This window comes from Algicella marina (assembly GCF_009931615.1).
Taxonomy (GTDB): Bacteria; Pseudomonadota; Alphaproteobacteria; order Rhodobacterales; family Rhodobacteraceae; genus Algicella; species Algicella marina.
The window spans coordinates 3,672,099-3,696,779 of record NZ_CP046620.1 but is presented as its reverse complement, the minus strand read 5'-3'; the positions used below and the strand labels follow the sequence as shown (position 1 = coordinate 3,696,779).

The following is a 24,681-nucleotide window of genomic DNA, read 5'->3' as shown; positions in this document are numbered from 1 at the left end:
CCCCAGATGCACAGCTACGACGACCAGAATATCTTCGCCAAGATCCTGCGCGGCGAGATCCCGAACAAGACAGTGACGGAAACCGAGCACACCCTCGCTTTCGAGGATATCGCCCCCCAGGCGCCGACCCACGTGCTGGTCATCCCCAAGGGTGCCTACGTCACCTACGATCACTTCGCCGCCGAAGCCAGCGATGCCGAAATTGCTGACTTCACCCGCACCGTCGGCCGGATCTGCAACGAGGCCGGCCTCGCCGCCGGCAACGGCTACCGGCTTATATCGAATGCGGGCGAAGACGCGGTGCAGGAAGTCCCGCATTTCCACGTCCATATTGTCGGCGGCCGGCCGCTCGGGCGCATCCTCGGCAAAGCCTGATCCGGGTCGGCGCCGACATCCACAGCGCTGCGCCTTCTTATTCGCACACACTATCCGGGGCGGCGCAGCTTGCCGCTCTCAGCCGCGCAACGCCCGTCCGTCGGCGTCGAAGAAATGCCGCCGCGCCTCTGGAAAGCCCAGCCCGACCTCGGCCCCGGCCCGGATATCGATGCCACCGGGCGCCCGCACGGTGATCTTCTCCGCCGCGCCGGTCTCCACGATCAGGTAGGTGTCGGCGCCGAGATACTCCGTCACGTCGACGATTCCGTCCATCTGGCCGCCGCCCGGTGCGGTGATCTCGATGTCCTCCGGACGGATCCCGAGATAGGCCGCGCCCTCCGGTCCGGGCACGGATGTTCCCAGCGCGATGTCGAATTGCCCCCCGGCGCAGGTGCCTGGCAGAACGTTCATCTTCGGGCTGCCGATGAACTGGGCGACGAACAGGTTGCCGGGTCGCTCGTATAGCTCCTTGGGCGAGCCCACCTGCTCGATCACCCCGCCCTGCAGCACGACGATCCGGTCCGCCAGCGTCATCGCCTCCACCTGATCATGGGTCACATAGATCATCGTCGATTTCAGAGTCTGGTGCAGCTTGGCGATCTCGTAGCGCATTTCCACCCGCAGGGCGGCATCGAGGTTGGACAACGGCTCGTCGAACAAAAACGCCACCGGGTCACGGACAATCGAGCGCCCGATCGCCACCCGCTGCCGCTGCCCACCGGAAAGCTCCTTCGGCCGCCGGTCCAGAAACGGCTGCAGCCGCAACGCCTTGGCGGCGGCATCCACCTTGGCCGCGACCTCCGCCTTGCTCCGGCCCGCCGTTTTCAGGCTGAAACCCATGTTGGCACGCACGTCCATGTGCGGGTACAGGGCGTAGGACTGGAACACCATCGCCAGCCCCCGCTTCGAGGGCGGCTCGGCAGTCACGTCGCGGCCGTCCAATGTCAGCGTTCCCCGGCTGATGTCCTCCAGCCCGGCGATCATCCGCAACAGGGTGGACTTGCCGCAGCCCGAAGGCCCGACGAAGATCACGAACTCGCCGTCGCCGATATCAAGGTCGATACCCTTGATCACCTGCGTCTGTCCGAACCATTTTTCGACACTCCTCAGTGCGATGCTTCCCATCAGTCCCTCCCCGCCCAGATCAGCCATATGGCGGCCGTCCAGGTGAAATTATCGCCGCCCGCAGGTCGTCCCTCGAGCGGGTCGAAATATTCGAAGAATCCGTTCCGCTCGATCAGCGCCCGCGTATCGGCCCTTATCCGATCCGCCTGTACCTCGTGGCCCGCCGCCGCCAGCCCGTCCGCGATCAGGAAATTGACAACCCCCCACACCGGCCCGCGCCAGTAGCGCAGGGCATTGAACTCCGGCCCCTCCGGGTCATAACTCGGCACGCCATAGCGCACCCGGCCAAGCACGGAACGCAGGTGCTCCAGCATCCGCCGGTTGTCGATGCCGGCATACCAGCACAGGTACGAGGCACAGGACAGCGAGTTGGCGAAGGTTCCGGTGCGCACATCGCGGCTGTCGTAGTATTCGCCGTCCGCGTTCCACAATGTCTCAGCCCCGGCTTCCAGCTCCGCGATCCAGCCCTCGATTTCGCCGCTATCCTCCCCCAGCACCCCGGCCAGCACCGCCAGGTCGCGGTTGGCCCGCAGCAGGATGAAGGTCATGCTGGGATCGGCAACGAAAAACGGCCCGTTCGCGGCAATCTCGGCAGCGTCCCAGCCGGTGTCGCGCCCGAAATAGAGGATCGAGAGGTAACGGTCGTAGTCGATCTTCTGCGGCCGCATTGCCGCGTCCACATGGGCAGTATCGCGGCGCGTGTATTCGCCGACACCGGAACTGTCGACGCCCGCCATGGCCCCGTCCCAGTCCGGCGCGTTGTCCCGCCCGGCCTCCCATGGATGGGCAATACACACCGCACCCCGGTCCAGCCGGTGGGCCGCGAACCAGCGGTGCCACGCCAGCATCTTCGGATAGAGGGCCGCCAGCCGCGCCCGGTCATGGTCACGCTCGTAGATCCGGCGCGCCGCTGTCGCCGCCACCGGCGGCTGGGTAATGCCGGTGGTCGGCGGTTGCCGGTGCGTCTGCCACACGTCCGGCCCCGGAAAATACCCGGGATCGACCTCGTGGAAGATGATATGCGGCACCATTCCCGTTTCCCATTGCGCAGCGAACAGCGTCTCCAGTTCCCGCCACGCCCGGTCGGGATCAAAGGCGGAGAAACCCATCGCGGCGAAGGCGCTGTCCCAGTTCCACTGATACGGGTACAGCCCCCGCGTCGGCACGGTGTACCCGCCCCGGTCGTTGCCCGTCAGAATGGCTCTCGCCCGGTCGTCAAGTTCTCTCACGCTTGCAGTCTCCAGAGGGCCATGCGGCCCGTGTTGTCAAAGTCCACGACGAAACCGGCCCCGGGCAGGACGACGCCGCATTCGTCTTTCGAAACACGCCACCGACGCCTTTCGCCTCGTTTCTCGAAACCGGTGCTCATCCCTTCACCGATCCGGCTGTCAGGCCTTTGGTCATGAATTTCTCCAGCCCGAGGAAGATCACCATGATCGGCACGGTGGCGATCACCGAACCGGCCATCAGGTGCTGGCGCGGTATCTCGGAAGAATTGAGCATCGCCACCCCCCGCGTCAGCGTGAACTTGGATGGATCGTCGAGCAGCATGAACGCCAGCAGAAACTCGTTCCACGCGATCATGAACACATAGAGCGAAACACTCGCCAGCGCCGGCAGGCTCAGCGGCAGCGTGATCTTCCAGATCACGGCGAGGCGCGAAAGCCCGTCCATCAGCCCCGCTTCCTCCACCTCCGCCGGCAGCCCGCGGAAATACCCCTGCAGCATATACAGTGCCACGGGGATCGTGGTGACGGGATAGATCATCAGGATACCCACCAGCGAATTGCGCAACTCCAGCATCGAGAAGGCGATGTAGATCGGCAGCGCCAGCACGATCATCGGCACCATGTAGATCAGCAGGATCGAACGCCCCATGGCCGCCCGCCCGCGAAACCGCAGTCGCGCCACCGCATAGGCTCCCGGCACGCTGAACAGCAGCGTGATGAACACCGTCATCACCGACACGAAGAACGAGGTCAGCAGATAGTCGCCGAAGTTGAACTGCCCGAACAACTCGAAATAGGAACGGAACAGCCCCCAGCCCCGTTCGAGATCGAGGCTGAAGTCCAGTGGGTTCAGCAACAGCGCCTGCTGCGATTTCAGGCTCGTCATCACCATCACGTAGAAGGGAATGGCTACCAGCGCCGTAAAGAAGATGTAGCCGAAACCGGTCAGAAACCGGATCACCGCGTCCTCGAATTCGTGCCGCGTCGCCACCCCGAACGGCAACGGCCGCAGCATCGACAAAAGCGGCCACAACACCGCGGCGGCGCACAACAGCCACGCCACCAGCATCACGCCCAGTCCGGTCTCCGCCGCACCCGCCAGCGGCAGGCCGAACAGCCAGAACACGGCCAGCACCACCACCGCCAGCGCGCCGCCCAGCGCCAGCCGGGCCCGCATCCCGCGTCCGCCATCGGGCAACCACACCAGCCCCAGCCAGGCCCCGAACGCGAAAGCGGGCAGCAGCACCGGTCGCAGCCCGGCCCCGGTCGCGAAACTCACGACGACGGCGATCACCACCGCCATCACCACGCCCCACAACCCGCCGATCAGCGGCCCGGTCACATAGCCGTAACGCACCGCCCGCATCACGCGCCCCTCCCGGCCCGAAGGGTCCGCTGCCACCGCGCCGCACCCTTCATCATTCCACAAATAACCATCCCTGCCGCGCCCCGCGGCCCACTGTCGGGCACGAAGGCACGCCCCCTCATTTTTCCCGAAAATATCCCCGCCGGAGGCACTCTTCTCATAGCCCCTCCTCCCGACTGACGAAGCGGAAGAAGAACAGCGCGAACAGGATCAGGCAGCCGAAGATCACCACCGCCACCGCGGCCCCCGCACCGATGTTGGAAACCGCGAACGCCTGTTCGTAGACATTCACCGTCAGCGTCCGCGTGCCCGCATTGCCGCCCGTCAGCAGGAAGATGTCGTCAAACTTGTTGAACGTCCAGATGAAGCGCAGCAGGAACAGCACGCTCAGGATACCCAGCAACTGCGGCATGCTCAGATACCAGAACTGCTGAAACGGTGATGCCCCGTCCATATCGGCGGCCTCGTACATATCCGTGTCGATGCTCTGCATCCGCGCCAGGATGAACAGGAACGACAGCGGAAAATACCGCCAGATCTCGAACACCGTCACCATGATCAGTGCCAGCGGCCGCTCGCCGAAGAAGTTGATCGGGCTGTTCACCACCCCCATCTGCACCAGCAGCGCGTTGATGGAGCCGGAGAACGGGTCGAGCAGGATCACCCAGGTGAAGGCCACGGCGATCACCGGGGCAACATAGGGAAACAGGTACAACCCCCGCAACAGCCCCTGCCCGCGAAAACTCTTGTTCAGCAGCAGCGCCGCGAACAGGCCTACGACCAGTGCCCCGATGGTGCCGAACACCGTGTAGAACAGCGTCACCCCCAGAACATTCCAGAACTGGCCGCCATCAAAAAGGGTGCGGAAGTTCTCGAGCGTGAACGTGGCGTTCCACAGGTCGGAGGAGGCGCTGCCCACCATCTCCGCCGGAGTGTCGCGCAGGCTCGGCAGCGGCCCGGTGAAATCCTCGGCGGCAACGACGTCCATCCGCATCTGCTCGCGATGACCCGGCTCGAAATCGCCGAGGTCGCAGAACAGTTCCCGACCCTCCAGCGTGCACCGCGGGTCGATGTTCTGCACCTCCAGCCCGACGGGCAGGGTGTCGCGCAGCGTCACCCCGGTCACCGCCACCTCGCGCGAGGAGTTGCTCAGCCGGTAGGAGATCTCGGCACTGTCACCCGGCGCTTCGATATCGCCGCGCAGCCGTTCATAGGCCTCCGCTTCCGGCACCCGCAAATCTGCCAGTTCCACCGGCTTGAAACTGATCCAGAAGATTGCCGCCAACGGCAGCAGCACCACCAGCGCCACCGATATCAGCGTCGGCGCCAGCAGGCCCCAGGCCAGCCGCGCCTCGCGTTTCTCCAGTGCTCCCCGGCCTGTTGGTGCAATATCCGTCATGTGTCCGTCCGTCATGGTCGCGGGGCCGGCACCATCGCCGGCCCCGCCGTTCGCTCACTCGATTTTCGACAGTTCGTCGTTCATCGCCGCCACGGTCGCGGCCGCGTCGCGTTCACCATCCATATACTCGCGCACCAGACGGTTGATGACCTGCGAGTTGATCATCTTCGAGGCCAGCGCCAGTTGCCCATCGGTGACGCCCCAACGCTGGGCGGTGTCCAGACCGGCCACGATCTCGTCGATCATCGCCGGATCATAGAGATCGGACAGCGGCGCCTTGCGGTCGACGCCCACCGGCAGTTTCGCCCATTCCTCGGAGAACTTGCCCGGCGCATCCGCCGTTCCGCGCCGCACCGGGAACTTGCCCTCCGGCGCAATGGAGAGCGTCTGCATGTAACCCTCGTCCATCGAGTACTTCACGAAGTCCAGCGCACTGTCGATATCGGCGTCCGAGGTAATCCCGAAATAGCGCAGGTCCCCCCAGGCGGCGCCATCGGGGTTGGAGGGGCCGGAGAACTTCGTCACTACTCCGGTCATGGATGCCAATTCGGCGGAAGTCGGGTCATCGTTGATCGTCGGCGGCGCGCTGTCGCGCAGACCAGCCAACTCATCGAGGATGAACGGCGACCAGATGATCATCGCGGCCTTGCCCGCGAAATACAGCTCCCGGCTCTGCTGCCAGAACAGCTCACCCGGCGGCGAGGCTTCGGTGATCGCCTTGTAGAACTCCAGCACCTCGGTCGTCGCGGCTTCATCCAGCGGCGAGAAACCATCCGGTCCGACCGGCGAGACACCGTTGGCGAGGAACACGTGTTCCAGAACCTGGCTCATGAAGTTCTCGTCCACCTTGGTGGCCGACACGAAGCCGAACATCTCCGGCGGGTTGTGCAATGCCTCGATGGCCGCCAGCACGTCGGCATAGCTGTCCGGTGCTTCCAGCCCGGCCTCGTCGAAAAGGTCCTTGCGGTAGATGATCATCTGCGTCCAGCCATCGACCGGGACAGAGGCATAGCCGCCGTCCGTCGCCGCCATGCCCAGCGCTCCGGAAGCGAAAGTGTCCTCGCCAAGGTCTTCGATTGCTTCCGTCGCCGCGTCGGTATCCAGGATACCGGCCTCCGCCCAGGGCAGTGCATACTGCAACGTGTGATAGATCACGTCCGGCAGGTCACCGGCAGCAAACGCCGCCGTGGCGCGGGTCCCGAGGTCGGTTTCCGTCACCGGGATCACCTCCACGGCAATGCCGGTCTCCTCGCGGAAGGCATCCGCCATCTCCTGCTGCTTGGCCAGCCGCTCCGGCTGCTCCTCCGTGGTCCAGAACCGGATGCTCTGCGCCTGTACCGCCACGGCGGAAACGCCGAGGCCGAGAACAGTGGCCAAAGCAAGCGGCCCGAACGATTTACTGAGTTTCATGGTCTTCTCCCTGTTGAACTCTTCTTGAATGTCATGTCAGCGCCCGGCGATCCGCACCGCCAGTTCGGCAGAGGTCAGCGCCGGTGCCCTGTCGGAACCCCGCGCGATCAGCCGTGCCTCGCCAGTCTCCTGCAACCTGTCCGGCGCCTCACCCGCGATCCGCCGCAACAGCAGGTCCGCCAGTGCCTGCCCCGCGGCACGCCCGTCCACGGCATATGTCGTCAGCCCCGGCCGCGCATAGGCACCCTCGGCGATGCCGTCATAGGCCATCAGCGAAACTTCGTGCCCCACCCGCAGGCCCAGCGCTTCGACCGCGCGATAGGCGCCCAGCGCCGCCACATCCATCGCACAGACAATCGCGGTCGGCGGCTCCGTCTGCGCCAGCAGGTCGGCCGCCAGCGCCGCGCCCTCGGCCTCCGTCATCCCGCCGGCACGCACCATGTCCATGTCCAGCGGCAAGCCGGCATCGGCCAGCCCCGCCACGTAACCTTCTGTCCGGCGCTCCTGCATGTAGAACCCGTCGCGCGCACCGATATAGCCGATCCGGCGGTGCCCAAGCCTGGCCAGCCGTATCACCGCCTGCTCCATCGCCGTCTCGCCTAGATAATCGAACGAGGGTTTGCCGCTCATGTCTTCCTGCCGCCCGTACATCACGAACGGCACCTCCGCCTCCAGCAGCGCCGTGATCCGGGGGTCGTGGCGACGGGTGCGGGTGATGATGAACCCGTCCACCTTCCGCTCCGCGATCAACCGTTCCTGAACGGCAAGGTCATCCTCTTCGGGCGAGGCCGTAGCCACCGTCAGCGTCCAGCCATCCGCGCCCAGTCGCGTTGACAGCCCGTCGAGAATATCCGGCAGATAGGCTTTCTGTACGCTGTCGCCGGAAACGGACAGCACCAGCGCGGCGGATCGCGCCAGGCCAGTCGACAGCGCCCGCGCATACGAACTCGGCTTGTAGCCAAGCTCGTTCGCCGCCCGGATCACGCGTTCCTTGGTCTTTTCGGAAATGTCGGGATAGCCGCTCAGCGCACGCGAAACCGTGCCCTTCGACAGGCCGAGATGCCGGGCAAGATCCCCGATCTTCAGCTTGTTCGAACCAACCTTGGATCCCTGTTTTGCCAGAGTTTCGTCCAAGTATTTCCTCCCCTTGCATCAAACCGTGCCTTCCGAAACCGGTTTCGTCAATATCTTTCTTTGCATCATCTGCCGCTCGCACGCCGGTTTTCTCTGGCGCAAACGGGCGCTCATCCCTAGTTTCAAGGGGCAACACGCAGCGATGGCGGGCGATGGCAGGCGGCGACGACAAGCGGAAGGACATCCACAGCGCGGGCATCCCCGTGCTCTGCCGTGCCTGCGAAGCCCGTCACAAGGGCGTCTGCGGCGCGCTTACGGAAGACCAGCTTGTCCGCCTCAGCAGGTCTACCACACGCAAGGCCGTCTCCAAGGAAACACCCCTCACCAGCGCCGGTGAAGATGTGACCCAGTTCTCCAACATCCTCGGCGGCGTCGTGAAACTCTCCAAGCTGCTCCCCGACGGTCGCCAGCAGATCGTCGGCCTTCAGTTCGCACCCGATTTCATCGGCCGCCCGTTCTCCGAACAGAGCGATCTCACAACCGAGGCCGCCACCACCCTCCGCATCTGCTCCTTCCCCAAATCGGCGCTGGAAAAGATGATCGAGGAAGCCCCGGACCTCGAACACCGCCTCCACAATCAGGCACTGCGCGAACTGGACGAAGCCCGCGACTGGCTGCTGTCGCTGGGACGCCGCTCCGCGCGGGAAAAACTGGCCAGCTTCCTCTGCCTCATCGCCGACCACATCGATCCCGAGGGCAGCGAAGACACCAACGGCATCCACAGCGCCCAATTCGAACTGCCGCTCAAGCGCACCGATATCGCCGATTTTCTTGGCCTCACCCCCGAAACCGTCAGCCGCCGCCTGACGGAGATGCGCAAGGAAGGCCTCGTCGAGGTCACCCAGAACCGCTACATCCGCATTCCCGATATTGACGCCCTGCGCGACGCCACCTCCTCGGACGGCTGAAGCCCGCGCCGCCCGAGCCTGCGTGCATCCAGGGACCATCCTCAAGTCATCGATACCGTTACCGCAACCGGCAACTTGACCGCCCGTCGATTTTATATAACCATATAGTTATGGAATCACCTGGTTATGCATCCTCCGTCCCAACCAACCTCGACGCGGTCTTTGCCGCGCTCGCCGATCCGACACGCCGGGCCATCCTCATGCGGCTCGCCGGAGGTGAGGCCTCAGTACAGGAAATCGCCGCCCCCTTTCCCATAAGCCAGCCCGCGATCTCGCGTCACCTCAAGGTTCTGGAACGCGCCGGACTGGTAGAGCGCGGCATCGACGAGCAGCGCCGCCCCGCCCGCCTGAACGCCAAAAACCTGCGCGAGGCCACCGCCTGGCTCGTCGAGTTTCGCGCCTTCTGGCACGGCAGCTTCGACCAGCTCGACGATCTTCTTGCTTCCCTGACGAAGGACTGACCAATGACCGACGCGCCCACCTTCACGATGACCCGCCGCTTCAGCGCCAGCCGCCAACGCGTCTGGACCTGCTTCACCGATCCGGCCCTCCTTTCCCGGTGGTACGGCCCCGGCGTCGAAACGGTGATCCACGGCTTTGATCTTCGCCCCGGCGGCCACTGGCGCAACGAGATGAAGATGCGCTCGATGTCCGACTACAGCCAGATGACCTTCGCGGAGGTAGAACCGCCGGCTCGTCTCAGCTGGCAGCAGATGTCCACCGACGCAGATTGGCAACCCGCCGCCAACCCGATGATGCCCGACTGGCCGCGTGTATTCTACATCGCCATCACACTCGCGGAGGCGGGCGCGGAAACCGAAGTCACGCTGACGATGACACCGCAGGACGCCACCGAAGCGGAACTCCAGTGCTTCGCGCAGGCGATGGGCAACATGCAGAACGGCTGGGGCTCGGGATTTGCCGAGATCGACACCATCCTCGCCGAGCCACCGGCCTGAACCGTCACTCCGCCGCCGTCTGCTTCGCCTCGCGCTTGAACGGGTTCTCCTCGGGCACTTCGTAGTCGGGCACCAGTTCGCCCTTCGCCTTCGCGTCGGCCATGTAGCGGAACGCGGAAATCGACATCCGCATCAGGTGCTCACCCGCCTTCATGGGCGGGTATTTCGCCACCACCTCCGGCGTGCGGAACTTCGCCAGCGGCTCGACCACCGCATGGTAGTCCAGCCCGAAGAAAAGCGGCACGGAATACCGCTCCCGCCCGATATTCGCCACCCGATGCTGGGTGGACTTGAACTGCCCGCCCGACCACGTCTCGAAGATGTCCCCGATATTGACGATGAAGCATCCCAGCAGCGGCGGCGCCTCGATCCACACATCCTCCGTGCTCAGCACCTGCAACCCCGGCCCGCCCTGCAGCAGAATGGTGAAGCACTCGAAATCCGAATGCGCGCCGATGCCCACCACGTCCTTGGTTGCCGGCATGTCGTTCTCGACATAGCGCAGCAGCCGCAATTGCGAAGTCGGGGCACTGATCTGGCGCGTCAGTTCCTCCGGATCAACGTCAAGCTCCAGCGCCAGCGCCTCCAGCATCTTCATCCCCAGCCCGAACACCGCGTCGTAATAACCGCTAACCGTCTCCTTCCAGCCGGGAATGTCGGGCCAGATGTTTGGCCCCGTCATCCGCCAGCCGGCCAGGTAGTCCGGGTGGTCCGCCGGTGCCTCGAACGACATGTCCCACGCCTCGTTGAAGTTGATCGACTTTGGAAAATCCCCGCCGTTCTCCTCGAACGGCACATAACCCCGGTGATGGGTGGTGAACCCCGACCAGTATTTCATCTTGAAGCGGCGCGGCATTTCGTGAAATTGCCGCGACGCCGCCAGCAGCGCGTCGATCTGCGCCTGCGGGATACCGTGTCCGGTGATGTAGAAGAAGCCGGAAGTCCGCGCCGCCTCGCCCAGTGCCGCGGCCACCGCCGCCCTGTCGTCCGCCCCGCCGCCGAACAGGCCCGACAGGTCGATCACCGGCAGCGTAGCATCCTCTACCGTCAACGCTTTCTGGTCTGCGGCGGTCTCGGTCATGGCTCGTCTCCCCTGTTTGCCCGATTACCGCTGAAGCCTGCCCGCCCCTAAACAGCAGCGCATCCTTTTTTGATTACTTTTCAGCCTTCATCTAAATTTATGTCCAAATATTTTGCATTCCATTTCGCAACTGCACCATTTTCATCCAAGACCCGTTGACCGCACCGCCGTATCCCCGCCCCAATGAAACCGTTCCGCGCACCGGGAGCGCGGCTGTAACCACCATGTCCAAAGGGGAACACTCGTGTCCAACCTCAGCAGAAGAACCCTCCTGAAGAACACGGCCGGCCTTGCCGCAGCCTCCGCCGTCATTGGCACGCCACTCATCGCGCAGGACCGCACGCTGAAAATCGGTTCCTATGGCGGCTATTTCGAAAACAGCTTCAAGGAACATGTCTATCCCGCCTTCACCGAAGCCACCGGCATCGCTGTCGAAAGCGTCACACAGCCCAACTCCTCCGACTGGCTGGTAACCATGCAGCAGGCCACCGCCGCCGGCTCCGTACCCGCCGACCTGTCGCTCTATGCCCGCGACACGATGATCAAGGCCAGCCGTCTCGGCGGCATGCTCGCAAAACTCGACATGTCCGCCATTCCCGCCGCCGAGGGTCTGGACAGCTACTTCGTCTTCGAGGACGGCACAGGTCCTATCGGCGTCGGCGCTATGTCATGGTTCACCGCCATGGTCATCAACCCCGACGAGGTGGGGCCTCCCGCCTCATGGGCCGAATTCTGGGATTCGGAAAAATACGAAGCCTCGCTCGGCATTTCCAAGCTTTACAACTCCCACTTCCTCGACATCGTCGCCGCCACGTTCTTCGAAGGCGAAGCCACCTTCGCCACCGACGAGGGCATCATTGCCCTGATCGAGAAGGCCGCCGAACTGAAGCCCAACGTCGCGCTCTGGTGGTCGGCGGAAAGCCAGATGGAACAGTCGATGAAGAACGCCGACGTCATCGGCGGCCTCTATTATCTCGACGTCTCCAACCTCATGGCCGCCGACGGCTTCCCGATCCAGGCCGTCTTCCCGAAAGAAGGGAACCCGCAGGATTACGGCTCCTGGTGCCTGTCAGCCCTGTCGGACAAGGGCGCGGAAGCCGCCGAATTCATCAACTTCTCCTCCGATCCCGCCATACAGGCGCTGATGTCGCGCAAGATCGGCACAGCTCCGCTGCTGGAGCAGTCGAAGACGGACCTGACAGACGAGGAGTTTGCCTTCGTCTCCGGCACGCCTTCCATCAAACCCGCCTACGAGGCCTATCTCGACAAGGAAACCTTCATGAAAGAGGCGTGGGACAAGATGCTCGCCGGGGCGTGATCCGAAAATGGCGGACCTCGTTCTTCAGAACATCGGCAAGGATTATGGCAGCGCCCGCGCTGTCGGTTCCGCCAACCTCACCTTCCGGGAGGGCGAGCTTGCCGCCCTTCTCGGCCCTTCCGGCTGCGGCAAGACCACACTCCTGCGCATGATCGCCGGGCTGGAGGAACCTTCCCGCGGCATGATCACCCTCGGGGGTCGCAACATCACCAACCTGCCCGCGCACAAGCGCAAGTTCGGCATGGTCTTCCAGAATTTCGCGCTCTTTCCGCATCTCGACGTCTCAGAAAATGTCGCTTACGCCCTCACCATCGCTGGAGTTGCCAAGGCCGAGGCAGCGGAACGCGCCCATCGCCTCCTCGATCTCGTCCAGCTCCAGCCTTTCGCCAGCCGGCGCATCGGTGAGTTGTCCGGCGGCCAGCGCCAACGCGTCGCCATTGCCCGCGCCCTCGCGCAGGAACCGGATATCTTCCTCCTGGACGAGCCGATGTCCGCTCTTGATGCCAAGTTGCGAGAGGAAATGCAGGTAGAACTGCGCCTTCTCCAGCAGCGTCTGGGCATCACCACCATCGTCGTAACCCATGATCAGCGCGAGGCGATGACAATGGCCGACACCATCGTCGTCATGTCCCGCGGCAGCGTGGAACAGGTCGGCCCGCCGCAAACAATCTATCACCGGCCCGCCAATGCATTCGTCGCGGATTTCATCGGCCGCGCCAATTTTTTCGACGGCGTGGTGGAGAACGGCACGGTGCGCATCGGCCCCCGCAACCTCTCAGTCAGCCCCGCCGCCAGCTTTATCGACGGCGCCGCCGTTCGCGTCGCCTGCCGCCCGGAAAAGGCCTGCCTCGATGAAAGCGACAGCGCCACCAACCGCCTGCCCGCACGCATCACCTTCGTGCGGGATCTGGGCCCGGTGCGCGATATCCACCTCGAAACCGATATCGGTCCGATCATCGTCGAATACGCCATCGGGGAATCGGCCCGCCCCTTCGCCGTCGGCGACAGCATCGACCTCATCCTGCCGCCCGAAGCCTTGCAGGTCTTCCCCGAGGAGGCAGCAGCATGATCGCGCGTCTGCCCGTGGGCAACGCCCGCCGCCTGCCCCGCGCAACCCGACACACGCGCCGTGACCACCCCAGATGAGCCATAGCGAATCCCTTACCCTGCCGGCGGCACCGCCAAGCCCCGCTTTCAACCCGGCGCGGTTGCTGCCGGCGCTGCTGACAGCCCTGATTCTCCTGCTCTGCGTCACCCCGTTCCTGCTGGTCATCGCCATCGCCTTCGGTCAGAAGATCGAGGGCGCCGGCTGGGAATGGGCGTTCACCTTCGCCAACTTCCAGCGTTTCTTCGTCGGCGCCGGCTGGCCCGAGGATGTCACCTACCTCTACCTCCAGCGCCTTTGGTACTCGCTCTACTACGCCGTCATCGCCTCGTTGCTGGCGGTGCTCACCGCCTTTCCCTTCACACTCTGCCTCACCCGCCTGTCCCGACGGGCGCAGAGCCGCTGGCTGGTGTTCATACTCGCCTCCCTGTCACTGTCGGAGGTCTTCGTCGTCATGGGCTGGGATGTGCTCTTTTCCAACCGCTCCGGCCTGCCGATGGTCTTCAGGGAAACCGGCCTGACGGACTGGCTGAAAGCCAACGGCCTTTTCGACCTGCTCCGCGAATGGGGCCTCGCCTCGCCCCGCAACGTCAAGTTCAAGACCTCCGCCTTCGCCACGGTCATGTGCATGGCCTACCTCGTCTGGCCATACGCCGTCATCCTGCTCTATCCCGCCCTCTCCCGGCTCGATCAGAGCCAGATCGAAGCCGCCCGAACCATGGGCGCCACCCCACGCCAGGTGCTCACGACCGTCATCCTCCCCGCCGTGCGCCTGCCGCTCACCGGCGCGGTGCTGCTGCTGTTCGTGTTCCTGCTCGGCACATATGTCGCCGTCACCGTCTTCGCCGAACCCGCGAAACAGACCACCGCGATCTCCGTCTACGAGAGCGTCCGCGGCTCCACCCTCAACGCCCCGTTCGGCGCCGCGCAGGCCGTCATCCTGCTGGTCACCGCCGCGACCTTCCTGGGCCTCGGGCAATTGCTGATGCTGCGGGGCAGGCCATGAAGCGCGCGCTCGCCCCCGCCTTCATGGCCCTCTCCGCCATCATGCTGGCCCTGCCCATCATCGTCGTCTCCGGCGCAGCACTGAACGGCGGCCGCACGATGCTGTTCCCTCCGCAGGATCCGACACTTGCCCGCTTTGCCGAGTTCTTCATAACCGAGCCGGTCTGGCGCGTGGCCCTGTGGAATTCGCTCATCATCGCCTTCGGCTCCGCCGCCCTCGCCGTTCTCATCGCCTGGCCCGTCGCCTACCTACTCTGGGCAAAGGGTTCGCGCCTCTCCAAAACCCTCGCAGCCCTTGGCTCGCTGCCCTTCGCGCTGCCGCCAATCGTCTTCGGCGTCGGTCTCGGCTTTTTCTGGAGCTTCGCGGGCGTTCTCGGCGCGCTCCCGGTTGCCATCGTCAGCCACGCCGCACTCTTCATGGCGCTGCCGCTCGTCACCATCTCCATCGGCCTGCAATCCATCGAGCGCGCGCATCTCGACGCCGCCGCTACCATGGGCGCCACCGAAGCCGTGGCCTTCCGCACCATCATCCTGCCGCAGACACTGCCCTACACCGCCTCCGGCTTCTTCTTCGCGCTGGTGCTGTCGTTCAACGAGTTCATAGTCATGTTCTTCGTGTCGGCCTCCGCCTATTCCACCGTCACGCTGCAAATCTTCAACTCGCTGCGCAACGGCTATACGCCGACGATGGCCGTTGCCGCCATTACCTTCATCGCCGTATCCATCATCGTCTTTTCCGCCGTCGCCCGCTGGGGCGACCTGCCCCGCCTTATGGGTGCGGATGAGACCAGAAGCTGAGGAGCAAGCCCATGCCACGTCAACCCACCCTTGTCGGCAACACCGTCCTTCTGGTGATCGACATCCAGAAATCAGCCTTCATGGACGTGAAGGCCGGCATCCCCGTCATGCCGGGCTACGCCGACAACATGCGCCGCGCCCGAAGGGTGGTGGATGCCGCCCATGCAGCCGGGCTTCCGGTGATCTTCATTCAGGAAATCCACCGCCGCGACATGGTGGATTATGGCCGCGAACTCGACGGCTCCGAGGGCATCCATTGCATGGAGGGTGAGCCCGGAACGCCCGTGGCAAAGGAAGAAATGGGCATGCGCCCGACGGACTATTACTTGCCGAAGCGTCGCTACTCCGCCTTCTTCGGCACTGAGATGGAAATCCTGCTGAAGGGGCTGAAGGCCGAAACCCTCGTCATGGTCGGGGGCATGACGGATGTCTGCGTCCACTACACTTTTGCCGACGCCCACCAGCACGATTACTATTGCCGCGTCGTGTCCGACAGCGTCGGTGGCACCTCGCCGGAGACGCACGAAGCCTCGCTCAACGCGATGGAATACCTGCAGGAGGGCGCGAACCAGACAACGGAGGAGATCGTTACCGCCATCTCCGCCCATCGCGCCGCCGCCGCGTGATCGACACGGCCGCCCTGCAGGGGCACTGGAAACGCGCCTGGATAAAAGCAGGCGCGGAGGAAGATCATGATACCCGCGTTCACTGGTTGCAGGCGGGTCCCCATTACGCCGACATCCGCATCCCCCGCCAGCGCCCTCCCGTCGGCAGCGCCACCTGCCCCGCCGAACTGGGGTCGGAGGCTCTCGACACCGTAATGCAGGCCGAGGGTTTTGCCGGCACGATTACGGTCGAGGGCGGCACCTGCACATGGGCGCGGGAAATCAACTGGCGCGGACGCCCCGACGGCATCGACGCCGGCTACATGACGTTCGATGAAAGCGGCAACCTCATCGAGGATGGGTTGAAGGGGGAGTATCGCGAACTCTGGCACCGCGAACCGGTCGAGAGCTTCACTGCCACCCGCCACACCGGCCCCGGCCTCACCGCGATCCTCGTCTCGTCGGACCGCACATTCCTCTTCGCGATCGGTCCCCCGGTCGCCGACATGCCCGCCACCAACCGCATCCGCAAACCTGAAGAGGCGTTCCAGTCCGAATACGCCTACGGCCACTGGCTCGGCCGCTCCGGCGTCGCCGAACTCTGCACCAACCCATTTCAGGAGGGCCGGGTGGTCCTTCACCGCAACAAGGACAGCCTGACGTGGAACGCCCTGGGGTTCGGCGGTGCGTTGCAGTCCGTCGTTCTGGAGGAAACGGGCTGAATTGCTCAGATGCCCGGCTGGCTGCTTCGGCTCCAGCCGAAAGGCGCAGGTCCCAGTCATCCCCGAAAATTACTGTGGCCACCTGACAAGTCAGCGGCCTGCGTGCCTACAATTTAGGTCAGGCTGGCAGCGGCCGGAACAACCGCGCCAACCATGATTGCCCAATCGCGAAGCTTGTTTTTTCAATTATTTATGAAATTCTCTCGGCCTTGGAAAATAGACCATGGAAATCAATCGTCGCACATTGAAGGCCGGAAAAGGAGTGTATCCAAATGTTCTTTTCACGACTGTCCAAGCCTTTGGCTTGGTTACTTTTCATCTTCGGAGCACTCGGAATATGCATGGTTCCTCTGCGGATCTACATCCCGGAACTCCAACGGCCAGGCCGCGCCCTTGATGCCGGCTTGGACTATTCCATCCTGATGCTCACCCTGGGCGTCATCTTGGGAACGTTGGCAGAGATCAGAAAGTCCGGCAAATGAAGACAAGGCATCACCGCTTCTTCAGTTGACCTTGCCATGCAGGGAATTGAACGATCCTTGCAAGGCACCGGAGAGGTAGTGTTTCCGCACATTTATCCGGGCGGGTAAGGCAAACCGCGATTCACCCGGCGTGGTACGAAGCCTTCTGCCGCACAGCAGGGCTAGACGGTCGCGCCCTCGCCCTCCCAGATCTCCAGATACCGCCGCACGATCTCGTCCATCCGCTCCTTGCCGAAACTTGGATCATGCCCTCCGTGAACGCTGGTCACCGGCAGGGAGGCAATCCTGCGAAGCGTCGCCGCGTAGTCCGCCACGCTCATCCCCGCACCGTCATAGATCAGCGGCCCGTCATAGATCGCATCCGCTCCGAACAGCGTGCCCGTCTCCGCCTCCCACAGCCCGACCTGTCCCGGAGAGTGTCCCGGCAGGTGCAGCACTTCCGCATGCCAGTCGCCAAGATCGACGACATCGCCGTCTTCCACCATCCGCGTCGGCTCGGCGCCTTTCAACTCATATGCGGCGACGTCGTATGCCTTCCACGGGACCGCATCGACCAGCAGCGGCCAAAGCGGAGGATACCCGGCATCAAGGAACAGCCGGCGCAACCGCTCCGGAATCTCCTCTGCGTTCAGGCTGTAGGGTTCCGGCCTGCGCAACGCCTCGGCCTCCAGCGGATGCACCAGCCGGATGTCGAACTCATGCGCCGCCCCGATGTGATCCACATGCGTGTGCGTGGACAGCAGCGTCAGCGGCTTGTCCCGCTCCGGCCTCAGCGTATCGACGAACGGTCGCAGTGGCGCGACGCCCATGCCACTGTCGATCAGCAGATCGCCGTCGCGCCCGAGCACCAGGTGCATGTTGGCGGAAAAAATCGGGTGGACGCGCGGCTCGGTGATCAGCCACAGCCTCTCACTCAATTGCGTGGCATGATACCACGGATCGGAAACGGGAAGTGTCATGTCCCCACTCTGCCGCCCGCAACAGTTGTGGCAAGCGGAGAGTCGCAGCGAGACGCGTTTGATCGAGCGACGGGTGGAGTTGCCGGTTTTTCCGGCAAAGCGGACAGGTAATCGGTTCGGTTACCTCTGAGGTAAGCAAAACCTTTACCTGCATCTTTGGCACGCCGATGGCAGCGGGAAATTACGGAATCGAGCGAATTACCCATACCGAAACCATACCAAACCCATACCGAAACCATACGCGCCAAAAGCAGAAAGGGCCGCGCTTTCGCACGGCCCCTCTGTGGTGGTGTTCGAATGGTTAGGGATCAGACCCGATCGCGGATCCAGATCTCGACCCGGCGGTTGATCGTGCGGCCTTCGGCCGTTTCGTTGCAGCCGATCGGCGCCAGCGGACCAAAGGACTGGGCGACAATCCGGTCACCCGTCAGCGTTCCGCCGGAAGCGGTGATCAGGGATTCACGCACCTGCTCGGCACGGCTCTGACCCAGCAGAATGTTCAGGTCCTCGCGGCCGATGGAATCGGTGAAACCGATGACAAGTACTTCTTTATCAGCAACTTCTTCGCTGTTGAGGAACTCGACCATGCGGTCAACGTCGCCCAGCGCCTTGTTGTCGAGGCGGGAGGAACCGGTGGTGAAACGGAACGTCGTGGAGAGACGCTGCGAGTCCACCAGCGACAAAGACAGATCGCGCATCTGCTGCAGGGCGGCCGGTGTCGGCGCGGCCAGCAGGCCGGCGGCAAGGCGAATACCCTGGTTGTCGATGTCGTAAGCCATGATGCCCTGGTCGATGAAACCAACACCCTGGATGGCATCCTGCGCCGCACCCGAACCGGCAAAGGCAATCAGATCCGTGATCCGCGATGCCACCGGAGCCCCGGAAACATACATGAACACACGACGAGTAAGCGGATATTCCTCAGCTTTTACAGCGAAAGGCGTCGCTTTTGCCAAGGGGCCACAGACGCGGCGAATAGGAACGACTTCCGCGTTCCGGCGCGCCGAGAGGCTGACCACGCCGATGGCATTCGGGTCACGTGCAACCTCGTCTGCCAGTGTTTCCTCGCTGTCCGCACGCTCGATGTTGCCATTCACGCGGGCGCGGTTGGCGTCGATAACGAGGCGGTTGAAAGTCTCGAAAGTGGAGCTTTCCTCGCGCGGCAGTATCATCCGGATCGGCGCATTCTGGCCGCCCAGCTGTGCCCAGTTCTGGATCTGGCCGGATGCGATAAGGGCCAGTTCCTCCAGTGAAATTGCGCGCGTACGGTTGCCCGGTGCAACGATCGGAACCAGAGCATCGAGCGCGATAACCGTTTCTTGGCCCGGCAGCGACGGGTCGGCGAAGCCGGCACGCGTGAAGGCGCTGATCTCTTCGCCTGCAACCGGACGGGTCGTCAAGGCGATAGCGGCGGAGCCGTCGATCAACTTGGTCAGGGCACTCTGGGTGTCGGACTGCTGAACCGAAACGCTGACTTTCACTTCGTCAGAGTCGTCCATCATTTCCAATGCGCTCGTGCCGCCGGTGGAACCGGAGACCCGCTGCTCTGCCGTCATTTCCTCCTGGAAGGCATATTCTTCCAGCAAGTTGGCGAGCAGGGCATTGTTTACGCCATCGCCAACGGCGATTGCAAATTCGGTCTTTTCCTCAACCGCCGGGCAACCGCTGCCTTCACAGGTAACGGACGCCACGTCGATTTCCAGCGACCCGATCAGCGTCTGGATCTTGTAGACGCGACCATCGAAATCGAGCAGGTCACCTGTAAGTGTCAGGGTTCCGTCGATTGTCTTGAGTGTAACTTCCTCAGCCTGGGCCGAGGCGGAAGACAAAAGTCCCGCGAGTACACCCGTGCAAATATACTTCCAGCTTTTCAGCACTATTAAACCCTCCGAGGTTTTCTATCTCCGCGACACGACTTTAGCCGGAAGCTGCCGATCCATTCAGTTCAAGTCAACTCTGGCTTTCAAAGATCAATACGGATGATCGTCAAAAGTATCACAGGTCGCAGATGACTACGTAAATATGGCTAAAGCGGGGCCGGAAAGCGTCAACAAGGTTTTGAAATCACCCGAAATTAAGCCGGAAAGTGGCATCGGGCCGTAAGTTCTGAAGGGACAAAATTCCAAATTTTTGGCCGTGGGAAGTGAAACAGGCCCGATGCGCGGCGAGGGGAAAAAGTGTGCAGTCGCATGCCGCAACTGCACATAATTCCTTTTATTAAAGTATTATGGACTGTGCGCGGCCTTCAGCTCTAGCCCTGTCCATTGCCACTCGTGCGACTACCAGATCCTGCAAGCCGACACCGGTTCCGTCGAAGAGAGTGATCTCATTGTCCGAAGAGCGCCCCGGATGATCGCCGTTGATAACATCGCCGATCGGAACAATAGCCGAATCGGCCAGACCACCGCTCGAGACCGCATGCTGTGCCTCGCCGATAGTCACGGATTGGGCAACCTCGTCGGTGAAGACAGTTGAGTCCATCAAAATCGCGGGATCGACCTCCTGTTTACCCTTCGTATCCGTTCCCATGCAGGCGATGTGCGTTCCCGGCTTGATCCACTTCCGCATAAGCAGAGGCTCGAAAGCGGAAGTGATAGTGATGATCACATCCGCCTCGGCACAGAGCGCGTCGCGTTCCAGCGCCTCGAATGGCAATCCCGCATCCTTGGCGACCGCCTCCACACGCGGCAACATCGACGGATCGGGGTTCCAGGCCACGACCTTTTCGAAGCTGCGCTGCTCCAAAGCTGCCCGCAACTGGAAAGCGGACTGGTGACCGGCACCAATCATACCGATCACCTTGGCATCCTTGCGGGCCAGGTGGGCAATCGACACAGAGCTCGAGGCTGCCGTACGCACTGCCGTCAGGTAGTTGCCTCCAACAATTGCCTGAAGCCTGCCCGTGTCCGGATCAAAAAGCGCAACGGTGGACTGGTGGTTCGTCAGTCCTTTCGCCATGTTGCCAGGCCAATAACCGCCAGACTTCAGGCCCAGCGTCAACCCGGCCCTGTCGAAGCCGGATTTGAAGCCGTACAAAGCGTCCGCATGGCCTAGAGCCTCACGTACCACCGGGAAGTTCCAGGCGTCGCCCTTGGCCATCGCACCGAAAACGGCTTCCACCGCCGTGAATGCGTCGGCACGGCTGACAACTGCTTCACAGACTTCTTCAGAGACAATCAGAAGGGGCAAATCTGCCGCTTCCGCGTTCTTTGCACCATCCATGTCAGTAAGCCTTGCCGCGAGCACTTACCGGCCAGATCGTCTCGACCTTGCCATTGCGCACGCCCACGTACCAGTCATGGACATTACAGGTCGGATCGCAGTGGCCCGGCACTAATTTAAGTTTCTCGTTGACCTTCAAGACACCCTTGGGGTCCGAGATCACACCGTGCTCGTCGGAACATTTGATGTATTCGACGTCGTCCCGCCCGTAGATGAACGGCAGGCCGCTATCAACAGACTGGGCCTTCAGACCTGCATCACAGATAGCTTTTTCCGCTTTTGCATGGCTCATCACCGAGGTCAGAATGAAAAGCGCGTTCTCCCATTCACCCTGATCGATCCGGTTGCCGTCCTTGTCGTGGATCCGGCCATAATCCGCATCCATGAAGGCGTAGGAACCGCACTGCAGCTCGTTGTAGACGCCTGAATTCCCCTCAAAGTAATAGGATCCGGTACCACCGCCACCGACGATATCGCATTCAAGGCCCTCAGCCTTCAGCGCGTCCACGGCATCTTTGACCATGGCCACTGCGATATCGATCTTTGCCTTTCGGTCCTCGTACTCGTCCATGTGCTGCATCGCACCTTGATACGCCTGTATGCCGGAGAATTTCAGGCCGGGCGCCGCATCAATTGCCTTGGCGATTTCCACCACCTCCGGTGTCGTCGTCACGCCGCAGCGGCCCGCGCCGCAATCTATCTCCACAAGGCATTCGATTTCCGTGCCGTGCTTCTGCGCGGCCGCAGAAAGGTCCGCCACATTGGCCACATCATCGACGCAGCAGATCGTGCGAGCGCCCAGCTTGGGCAGCCGCGCCAAACGGTCGATCTTGGCCGGGTCGCGAACCTGGTTGGAGACGAGCACATCCTTGATGCCGCCACGAGCGAAAACCTCGGCCTCCGAGACCTTTTGACAGCACACTCCGCAGGAGCCCCCCAGCTTTTCCTGCAAGAGCGCGACATCGACGGATTTGTGCATCTTCCCATGGATACGGTGGCGGACCCCCATTTCCTTGGCGAAATTGCCCATCTTGACGATATTTCGCTCCAGCGCGTCCAGATCCAGCACGAGGCACGGTGTCTGGATATCATTTTCAGACATTCCGATGGCAGCCGGGACGTCATAGCCGACTTCGAGTTCTTCGAGTTTGACTGGTGCGTTCATGTGCTTTCTCCCTCAGTTTTTCATCCAGGGCAATTTGCCCAGATCGACATTGCCGCCGGTGATGATAACGCCCACGCGCTTGCCGGCGAACACATCGCGATTTTTCAAAATGGTAGCGAGCGGTACGGCGCTGGACGGCTCCATGACAAGTTTCATGCGCTTCCAGATCAACTGCATGGCATCGACGATTTCTTCTTCCGTCGCGGTAAGGATGTCTGTGACATGGTTAGAGACGAAATGCCATGTGCGTTCTTTCAGCGGGACCTTCAGGCCATCTGCTACCGTATCGGGCGCATCATCGGCGATGATGTGGCCAGCACGGAAAGAGCGTGCGGCGTCGTCAGCGTTCAGTGGTTCTGCCGCATAGATTTTCACCTGCGGCGCGATGGAGGAAAGTGTAAGGCAACAGCCGGATACCATTCCACCGCCGCCGATCGGGGCAATGACCGCGTCCAGCCCATCAACCTGCTTGAGCATCTCCTTGGAGCAGGTACCCTGCCCGGCGATAACTCTCGGATCGTTGTACGGATGGACAAACTCTGCTCCGGTCTCTTCAACGACGCGGGCGAAGACTTCCTCCCGCGAGGATGTCGATGGTTCGCATTCCACGATACGGCCACCATAGCCCATCACGGCATCTTTCTTGGCCTGCGGTGCCGTGCGCGGCATTACGACGGTGCATGGGACACCGCGACGCCCCGCCGCATAGCTGAGCGACAAACCGTGGTTACCGGAAGAGTGGGTGGCCACACCTTTGGCGGCACTTTTGTCATCCAGCGAAAACACTGCGTTCGAGGCGCCACGTGCCTTGAAAGCTCCGGCTTTTTGAAAGTTCTCGCACTTGAAGAACAGATGCGCCCCGGTGAGGTCATCGAGGTATTCCGACGTAAGCACCGGTGTTTGGTGGATATAAGGTTTGATTCGCGCGTGCGCGGCCTCCACGTCCTCATATGTAGGCAGATCCAGCCCGTCTACGTCTTTCATGCTTACCTCATGCTGCTTCCGCACGCGCGGTGTTCGCGGTTGTGCGGTAGTGTTCCTGCGCGGCTGCGACTCCGGAGCCGAGCGTGATCGGATAGTTCAAGTCTTTCATGGCCATCTCTATGGTTGCAAGGCCCGAAAGCACCATCGCATCCGTCAGGGAGCCGAGGTGACCGATCCGGAATACCTTACCCGCAACCTCACCAAGGCCGACACCGAAGGACATGCCATACGTATCATAGGCATGATTGATCAGCCGAGTCGCATCGAAGCCTTCTGGCACGACAACGGCAGTGACCGAGTTGGAATAGAGTTCCGGCGAATGCGCACAGAGTTCCATTCCCCATGCCGCAGCAGCCTTGCGCACACCCTCTGCCAGACGGGCATGGCGGGCGAAGACGTTTTCAAGCCCTTCCTCGAAAATCATGTCCAGACTCTCCCTCAAACCCATGATCAGGTTCAGGGGGGGCGTGTACGGGAAACCGCCTTTGGCATTGGCCTTGGTCATCTCACGGATATCAAAATAGCAGCGGGGCAGACCGGCCGTTTCAGCAGCAGCCAGCGCCTTGGCGCTGACACAGATAATTGCCATGCCTGTGGACAGCATGAACCCCTTTTGGGAACCCGCTACGCAAATATCGACGCCCCACTCCTCCATGCGGAAATCAATGGAACCCAGGGAACTGACTGCGTCGGCGAACAGGAGGGCGGGATGACCGCAGGCATCCATGGCTCTGCGAATGGCGCCGATGTCCGAAACGACACCCGTCGCCGTCTCATTGTGCGTAACTAAAACAGCCCTGATGGAATGCGCCGTATCGGACGCCAGCGCCTCGCCATACAGATCCGCCGGTGCGCCCGCCCCCCATTCGCACTCTATAACCTCCACCTCCAGCCCCAGCCTCTCACACATGTCGATCCAGCGGTGGGAGAACATGCCGAAGCGGGCAATCAGAACCTTGTCACCGGGCGAGAGCGTGTTCGTCAGAGCCGCCTCCCAGCCTCCGGTACCACTGCCTGCAAACAGGACCGGAGTGCCGGAGGTGGTTTTGAATACTTTTCTGAGATCTGCAAGAACCGGTGCAAAGACATCAATGAAATCCGGCGCCCGATGATCCAGCGTCTGAACGTTCATGGCGTGGCGAATGCGGTCCGGAATGTTGGTTGGGCCGGGAATGAAGACAGGATTCTGGCCTGACATTGGTGAGTCCTCCATGATTTTGACGGCAAACATAACTATTGCGATGCAGTTTGCAATTTTTCTGGAAATGGTTTCTGTTTTAAACGTCGGCGCCGCAACTTATTGTCTTGTAAGAGATTTTCATTTTTCACT

The 24,681-nt window shown here is 62.3% G+C and carries 24 protein-coding genes; 11 read left to right on the top strand and 13 right to left on the bottom strand.

Annotated elements, in window-relative coordinates; genetic code table 11:
* Nucleotides 1-6 precede the first annotated feature (6 nt).
* Nucleotides 7-375, top strand: a complete 369-nt coding sequence (locus tag GO499_RS18055) for an HIT domain-containing protein (protein ID WP_161863494.1) — start codon at nt 7-9, stop codon at nt 373-375.
* Nucleotides 376-453: 78 nt separating this feature from the next.
* Here the strand turns inward: GO499_RS18055 and GO499_RS18050 are convergent, their stop codons facing one another.
* The 6 genes from GO499_RS18050 to GO499_RS18025 form a co-directional block, all read right to left on the bottom strand.
* Nucleotides 454-1,500 (bottom strand): ABC transporter ATP-binding protein, encoded by a 1,047-nt coding sequence (locus tag GO499_RS18050; RefSeq protein ID WP_161863493.1) that lies wholly within the window; start codon nt 1,498-1,500, stop codon nt 454-456.
* Nucleotides 1,500-2,729, bottom strand: coding sequence for an MGH1-like glycoside hydrolase domain-containing protein (locus tag GO499_RS18045; RefSeq protein WP_161863492.1), 1,230 nt, complete (start codon nt 2,727-2,729; stop codon nt 1,500-1,502). The genes GO499_RS18050 and GO499_RS18045 overlap by 1 nt, the downstream gene beginning before the upstream one ends.
* Before the next feature lie 136 nt (nt 2,730-2,865).
* The gene (locus GO499_RS18040; RefSeq protein ID WP_161864055.1) at nt 2,866-4,095 is read right to left on the bottom strand and encodes a carbohydrate ABC transporter permease; all 1,230 of its coding nucleotides are present in this window, start codon (nt 4,093-4,095) and stop codon (nt 2,866-2,868) included.
* Between the two features lie 157 nt (nt 4,096-4,252).
* Entirely contained in the window at nt 4,253-5,494 is a 1,242-nt protein-coding gene (locus GO499_RS18035) for a carbohydrate ABC transporter permease (RefSeq protein ID WP_161863491.1), read from the bottom strand.
* A gap of 54 nt (nt 5,495-5,548) precedes the next feature.
* The gene (locus GO499_RS18030; RefSeq protein ID WP_161863490.1) at nt 5,549-6,904 is read right to left on the bottom strand and encodes an ABC transporter substrate-binding protein; all 1,356 of its coding nucleotides are present in this window, start codon (nt 6,902-6,904) and stop codon (nt 5,549-5,551) included.
* Nucleotides 6,905-6,940: 36 nt separating this feature from the next.
* Nucleotides 6,941-8,038, bottom strand: a complete 1,098-nt coding sequence (locus GO499_RS18025) for a LacI family DNA-binding transcriptional regulator (protein WP_161863489.1) — start codon at nt 8,036-8,038, stop codon at nt 6,941-6,943.
* Nucleotides 8,039-8,190: 152 nt separating this feature from the next.
* Here GO499_RS18025 and GO499_RS18020 point away from each other — a divergent pair, with 152 nt between their 5' ends.
* The 3 genes from GO499_RS18020 to GO499_RS18010 all read left to right on the top strand — a co-directional run bounded on the left by GO499_RS18020 (nt 8,191) and on the right by GO499_RS18010 (nt 9,905).
* The gene (locus GO499_RS18020; RefSeq protein ID WP_161863488.1) at nt 8,191-8,946 is read left to right on the top strand and encodes a Crp/Fnr family transcriptional regulator; all 756 of its coding nucleotides are present in this window, start codon (nt 8,191-8,193) and stop codon (nt 8,944-8,946) included.
* A gap of 110 nt (nt 8,947-9,056) precedes the next feature.
* Entirely contained in the window at nt 9,057-9,407 is a 351-nt protein-coding gene (locus tag GO499_RS18015; protein ID WP_161863487.1) for an ArsR/SmtB family transcription factor, read from the top strand.
* A gap of 3 nt (nt 9,408-9,410) precedes the next feature.
* Nucleotides 9,411-9,905 (top strand): SRPBCC family protein, encoded by a 495-nt coding sequence (locus GO499_RS18010; protein ID WP_161863486.1) that lies wholly within the window; start codon nt 9,411-9,413, stop codon nt 9,903-9,905.
* A 4-nt stretch (nt 9,906-9,909) separates the two neighbouring features.
* Here the strand turns inward: GO499_RS18010 and GO499_RS18005 are convergent, their stop codons facing one another.
* Nucleotides 9,910-10,986, bottom strand: a complete 1,077-nt coding sequence (locus tag GO499_RS18005) for an isopenicillin N synthase family dioxygenase (protein WP_161863485.1) — start codon at nt 10,984-10,986, stop codon at nt 9,910-9,912.
* Between the two features lie 244 nt (nt 10,987-11,230).
* On the opposite strand from GO499_RS18005, the gene GO499_RS18000 reads away from it, so the two are divergent.
* The 7 genes from GO499_RS18000 to GO499_RS17970 all read left to right on the top strand — a co-directional run bounded on the left by GO499_RS18000 (nt 11,231) and on the right by GO499_RS17970 (nt 17,021).
* Nucleotides 11,231-12,304 (top strand): ABC transporter substrate-binding protein, encoded by a 1,074-nt coding sequence (locus tag GO499_RS18000; RefSeq protein ID WP_161863484.1) that lies wholly within the window; start codon nt 11,231-11,233, stop codon nt 12,302-12,304.
* 7 nt (nt 12,305-12,311) lie between these two features.
* Nucleotides 12,312-13,373: an ABC transporter ATP-binding protein gene (locus tag GO499_RS17995; protein WP_161863483.1), complete on the top strand. Its 1,062-nt coding sequence runs from the start codon at nt 12,312-12,314 to the stop codon at nt 13,371-13,373.
* A 73-nt stretch (nt 13,374-13,446) separates the two neighbouring features.
* Nucleotides 13,447-14,415, top strand: a complete 969-nt coding sequence (locus GO499_RS17990) for an ABC transporter permease (protein ID WP_161863482.1) — start codon at nt 13,447-13,449, stop codon at nt 14,413-14,415.
* The gene (locus GO499_RS17985) at nt 14,412-15,212 is read left to right on the top strand and encodes an ABC transporter permease (RefSeq protein WP_161863481.1); all 801 of its coding nucleotides are present in this window, start codon (nt 14,412-14,414) and stop codon (nt 15,210-15,212) included. Before GO499_RS17990 ends, GO499_RS17985 begins: the two co-directional genes overlap by 4 nt.
* Before the next feature lie 11 nt (nt 15,213-15,223).
* Entirely contained in the window at nt 15,224-15,838 is a 615-nt protein-coding gene (locus GO499_RS17980; protein WP_161863480.1) for a cysteine hydrolase family protein, read from the top strand.
* Complete coding sequence (locus GO499_RS17975; protein WP_161863479.1) at nt 15,835-16,539, top strand: hypothetical protein; 705 nt, start codon at nt 15,835-15,837, stop codon at nt 16,537-16,539. Before GO499_RS17980 ends, GO499_RS17975 begins: the two co-directional genes overlap by 4 nt.
* A gap of 272 nt (nt 16,540-16,811) precedes the next feature.
* Nucleotides 16,812-17,021 (top strand): hypothetical protein, encoded by a 210-nt coding sequence (locus tag GO499_RS17970; RefSeq protein ID WP_161863478.1) that lies wholly within the window; start codon nt 16,812-16,814, stop codon nt 17,019-17,021.
* Nucleotides 17,022-17,182: 161 nt separating this feature from the next.
* Here the strand turns inward: GO499_RS17970 and GO499_RS17965 are convergent, their stop codons facing one another.
* From GO499_RS17965 to bhcA, 6 genes are all read right to left on the bottom strand, one after another.
* Nucleotides 17,183-17,980 carry an MBL fold metallo-hydrolase gene (locus GO499_RS17965; RefSeq protein WP_161863477.1) on the bottom strand — a complete coding sequence of 266 codons (798 nt, stop codon included), beginning with the start codon at nt 17,978-17,980 and terminating at the stop codon, nt 17,183-17,185.
* Between the two features lie 308 nt (nt 17,981-18,288).
* A complete protein-coding gene (locus tag GO499_RS17960) occupies nt 18,289-19,857 on the bottom strand; it encodes a phosphate ABC transporter substrate-binding/OmpA family protein (RefSeq protein ID WP_161863476.1) in 1,569 nt (522 codons plus the stop codon).
* Nucleotides 19,858-20,197: 340 nt separating this feature from the next.
* A complete protein-coding gene (gene bhcD, locus GO499_RS17955; protein ID WP_161863475.1) occupies nt 20,198-21,202 on the bottom strand; it encodes an iminosuccinate reductase BhcD in 1,005 nt (334 codons plus the stop codon).
* A gap of 1 nt (nt 21,203) precedes the next feature.
* The gene (bhcC, locus tag GO499_RS17950; RefSeq protein ID WP_161863474.1) at nt 21,204-22,367 is read right to left on the bottom strand and encodes a 3-hydroxy-D-aspartate aldolase BhcC; all 1,164 of its coding nucleotides are present in this window, start codon (nt 22,365-22,367) and stop codon (nt 21,204-21,206) included.
* A gap of 12 nt (nt 22,368-22,379) precedes the next feature.
* On the bottom strand, nt 22,380-23,351 hold the full coding sequence (bhcB, locus tag GO499_RS17945; protein WP_161863473.1) for a beta-hydroxyaspartate dehydratase BhcB: 972 nt from the start codon (nt 23,349-23,351) through the stop codon (nt 22,380-22,382).
* Nucleotides 23,352-23,358: 7 nt separating this feature from the next.
* The gene (gene bhcA / locus GO499_RS17940) at nt 23,359-24,549 is read right to left on the bottom strand and encodes an L-aspartate--glyoxylate aminotransferase BhcA (protein ID WP_161863472.1); all 1,191 of its coding nucleotides are present in this window, start codon (nt 24,547-24,549) and stop codon (nt 23,359-23,361) included.
* Between the last annotated feature and the right edge of the window lie 132 nt (nt 24,550-24,681).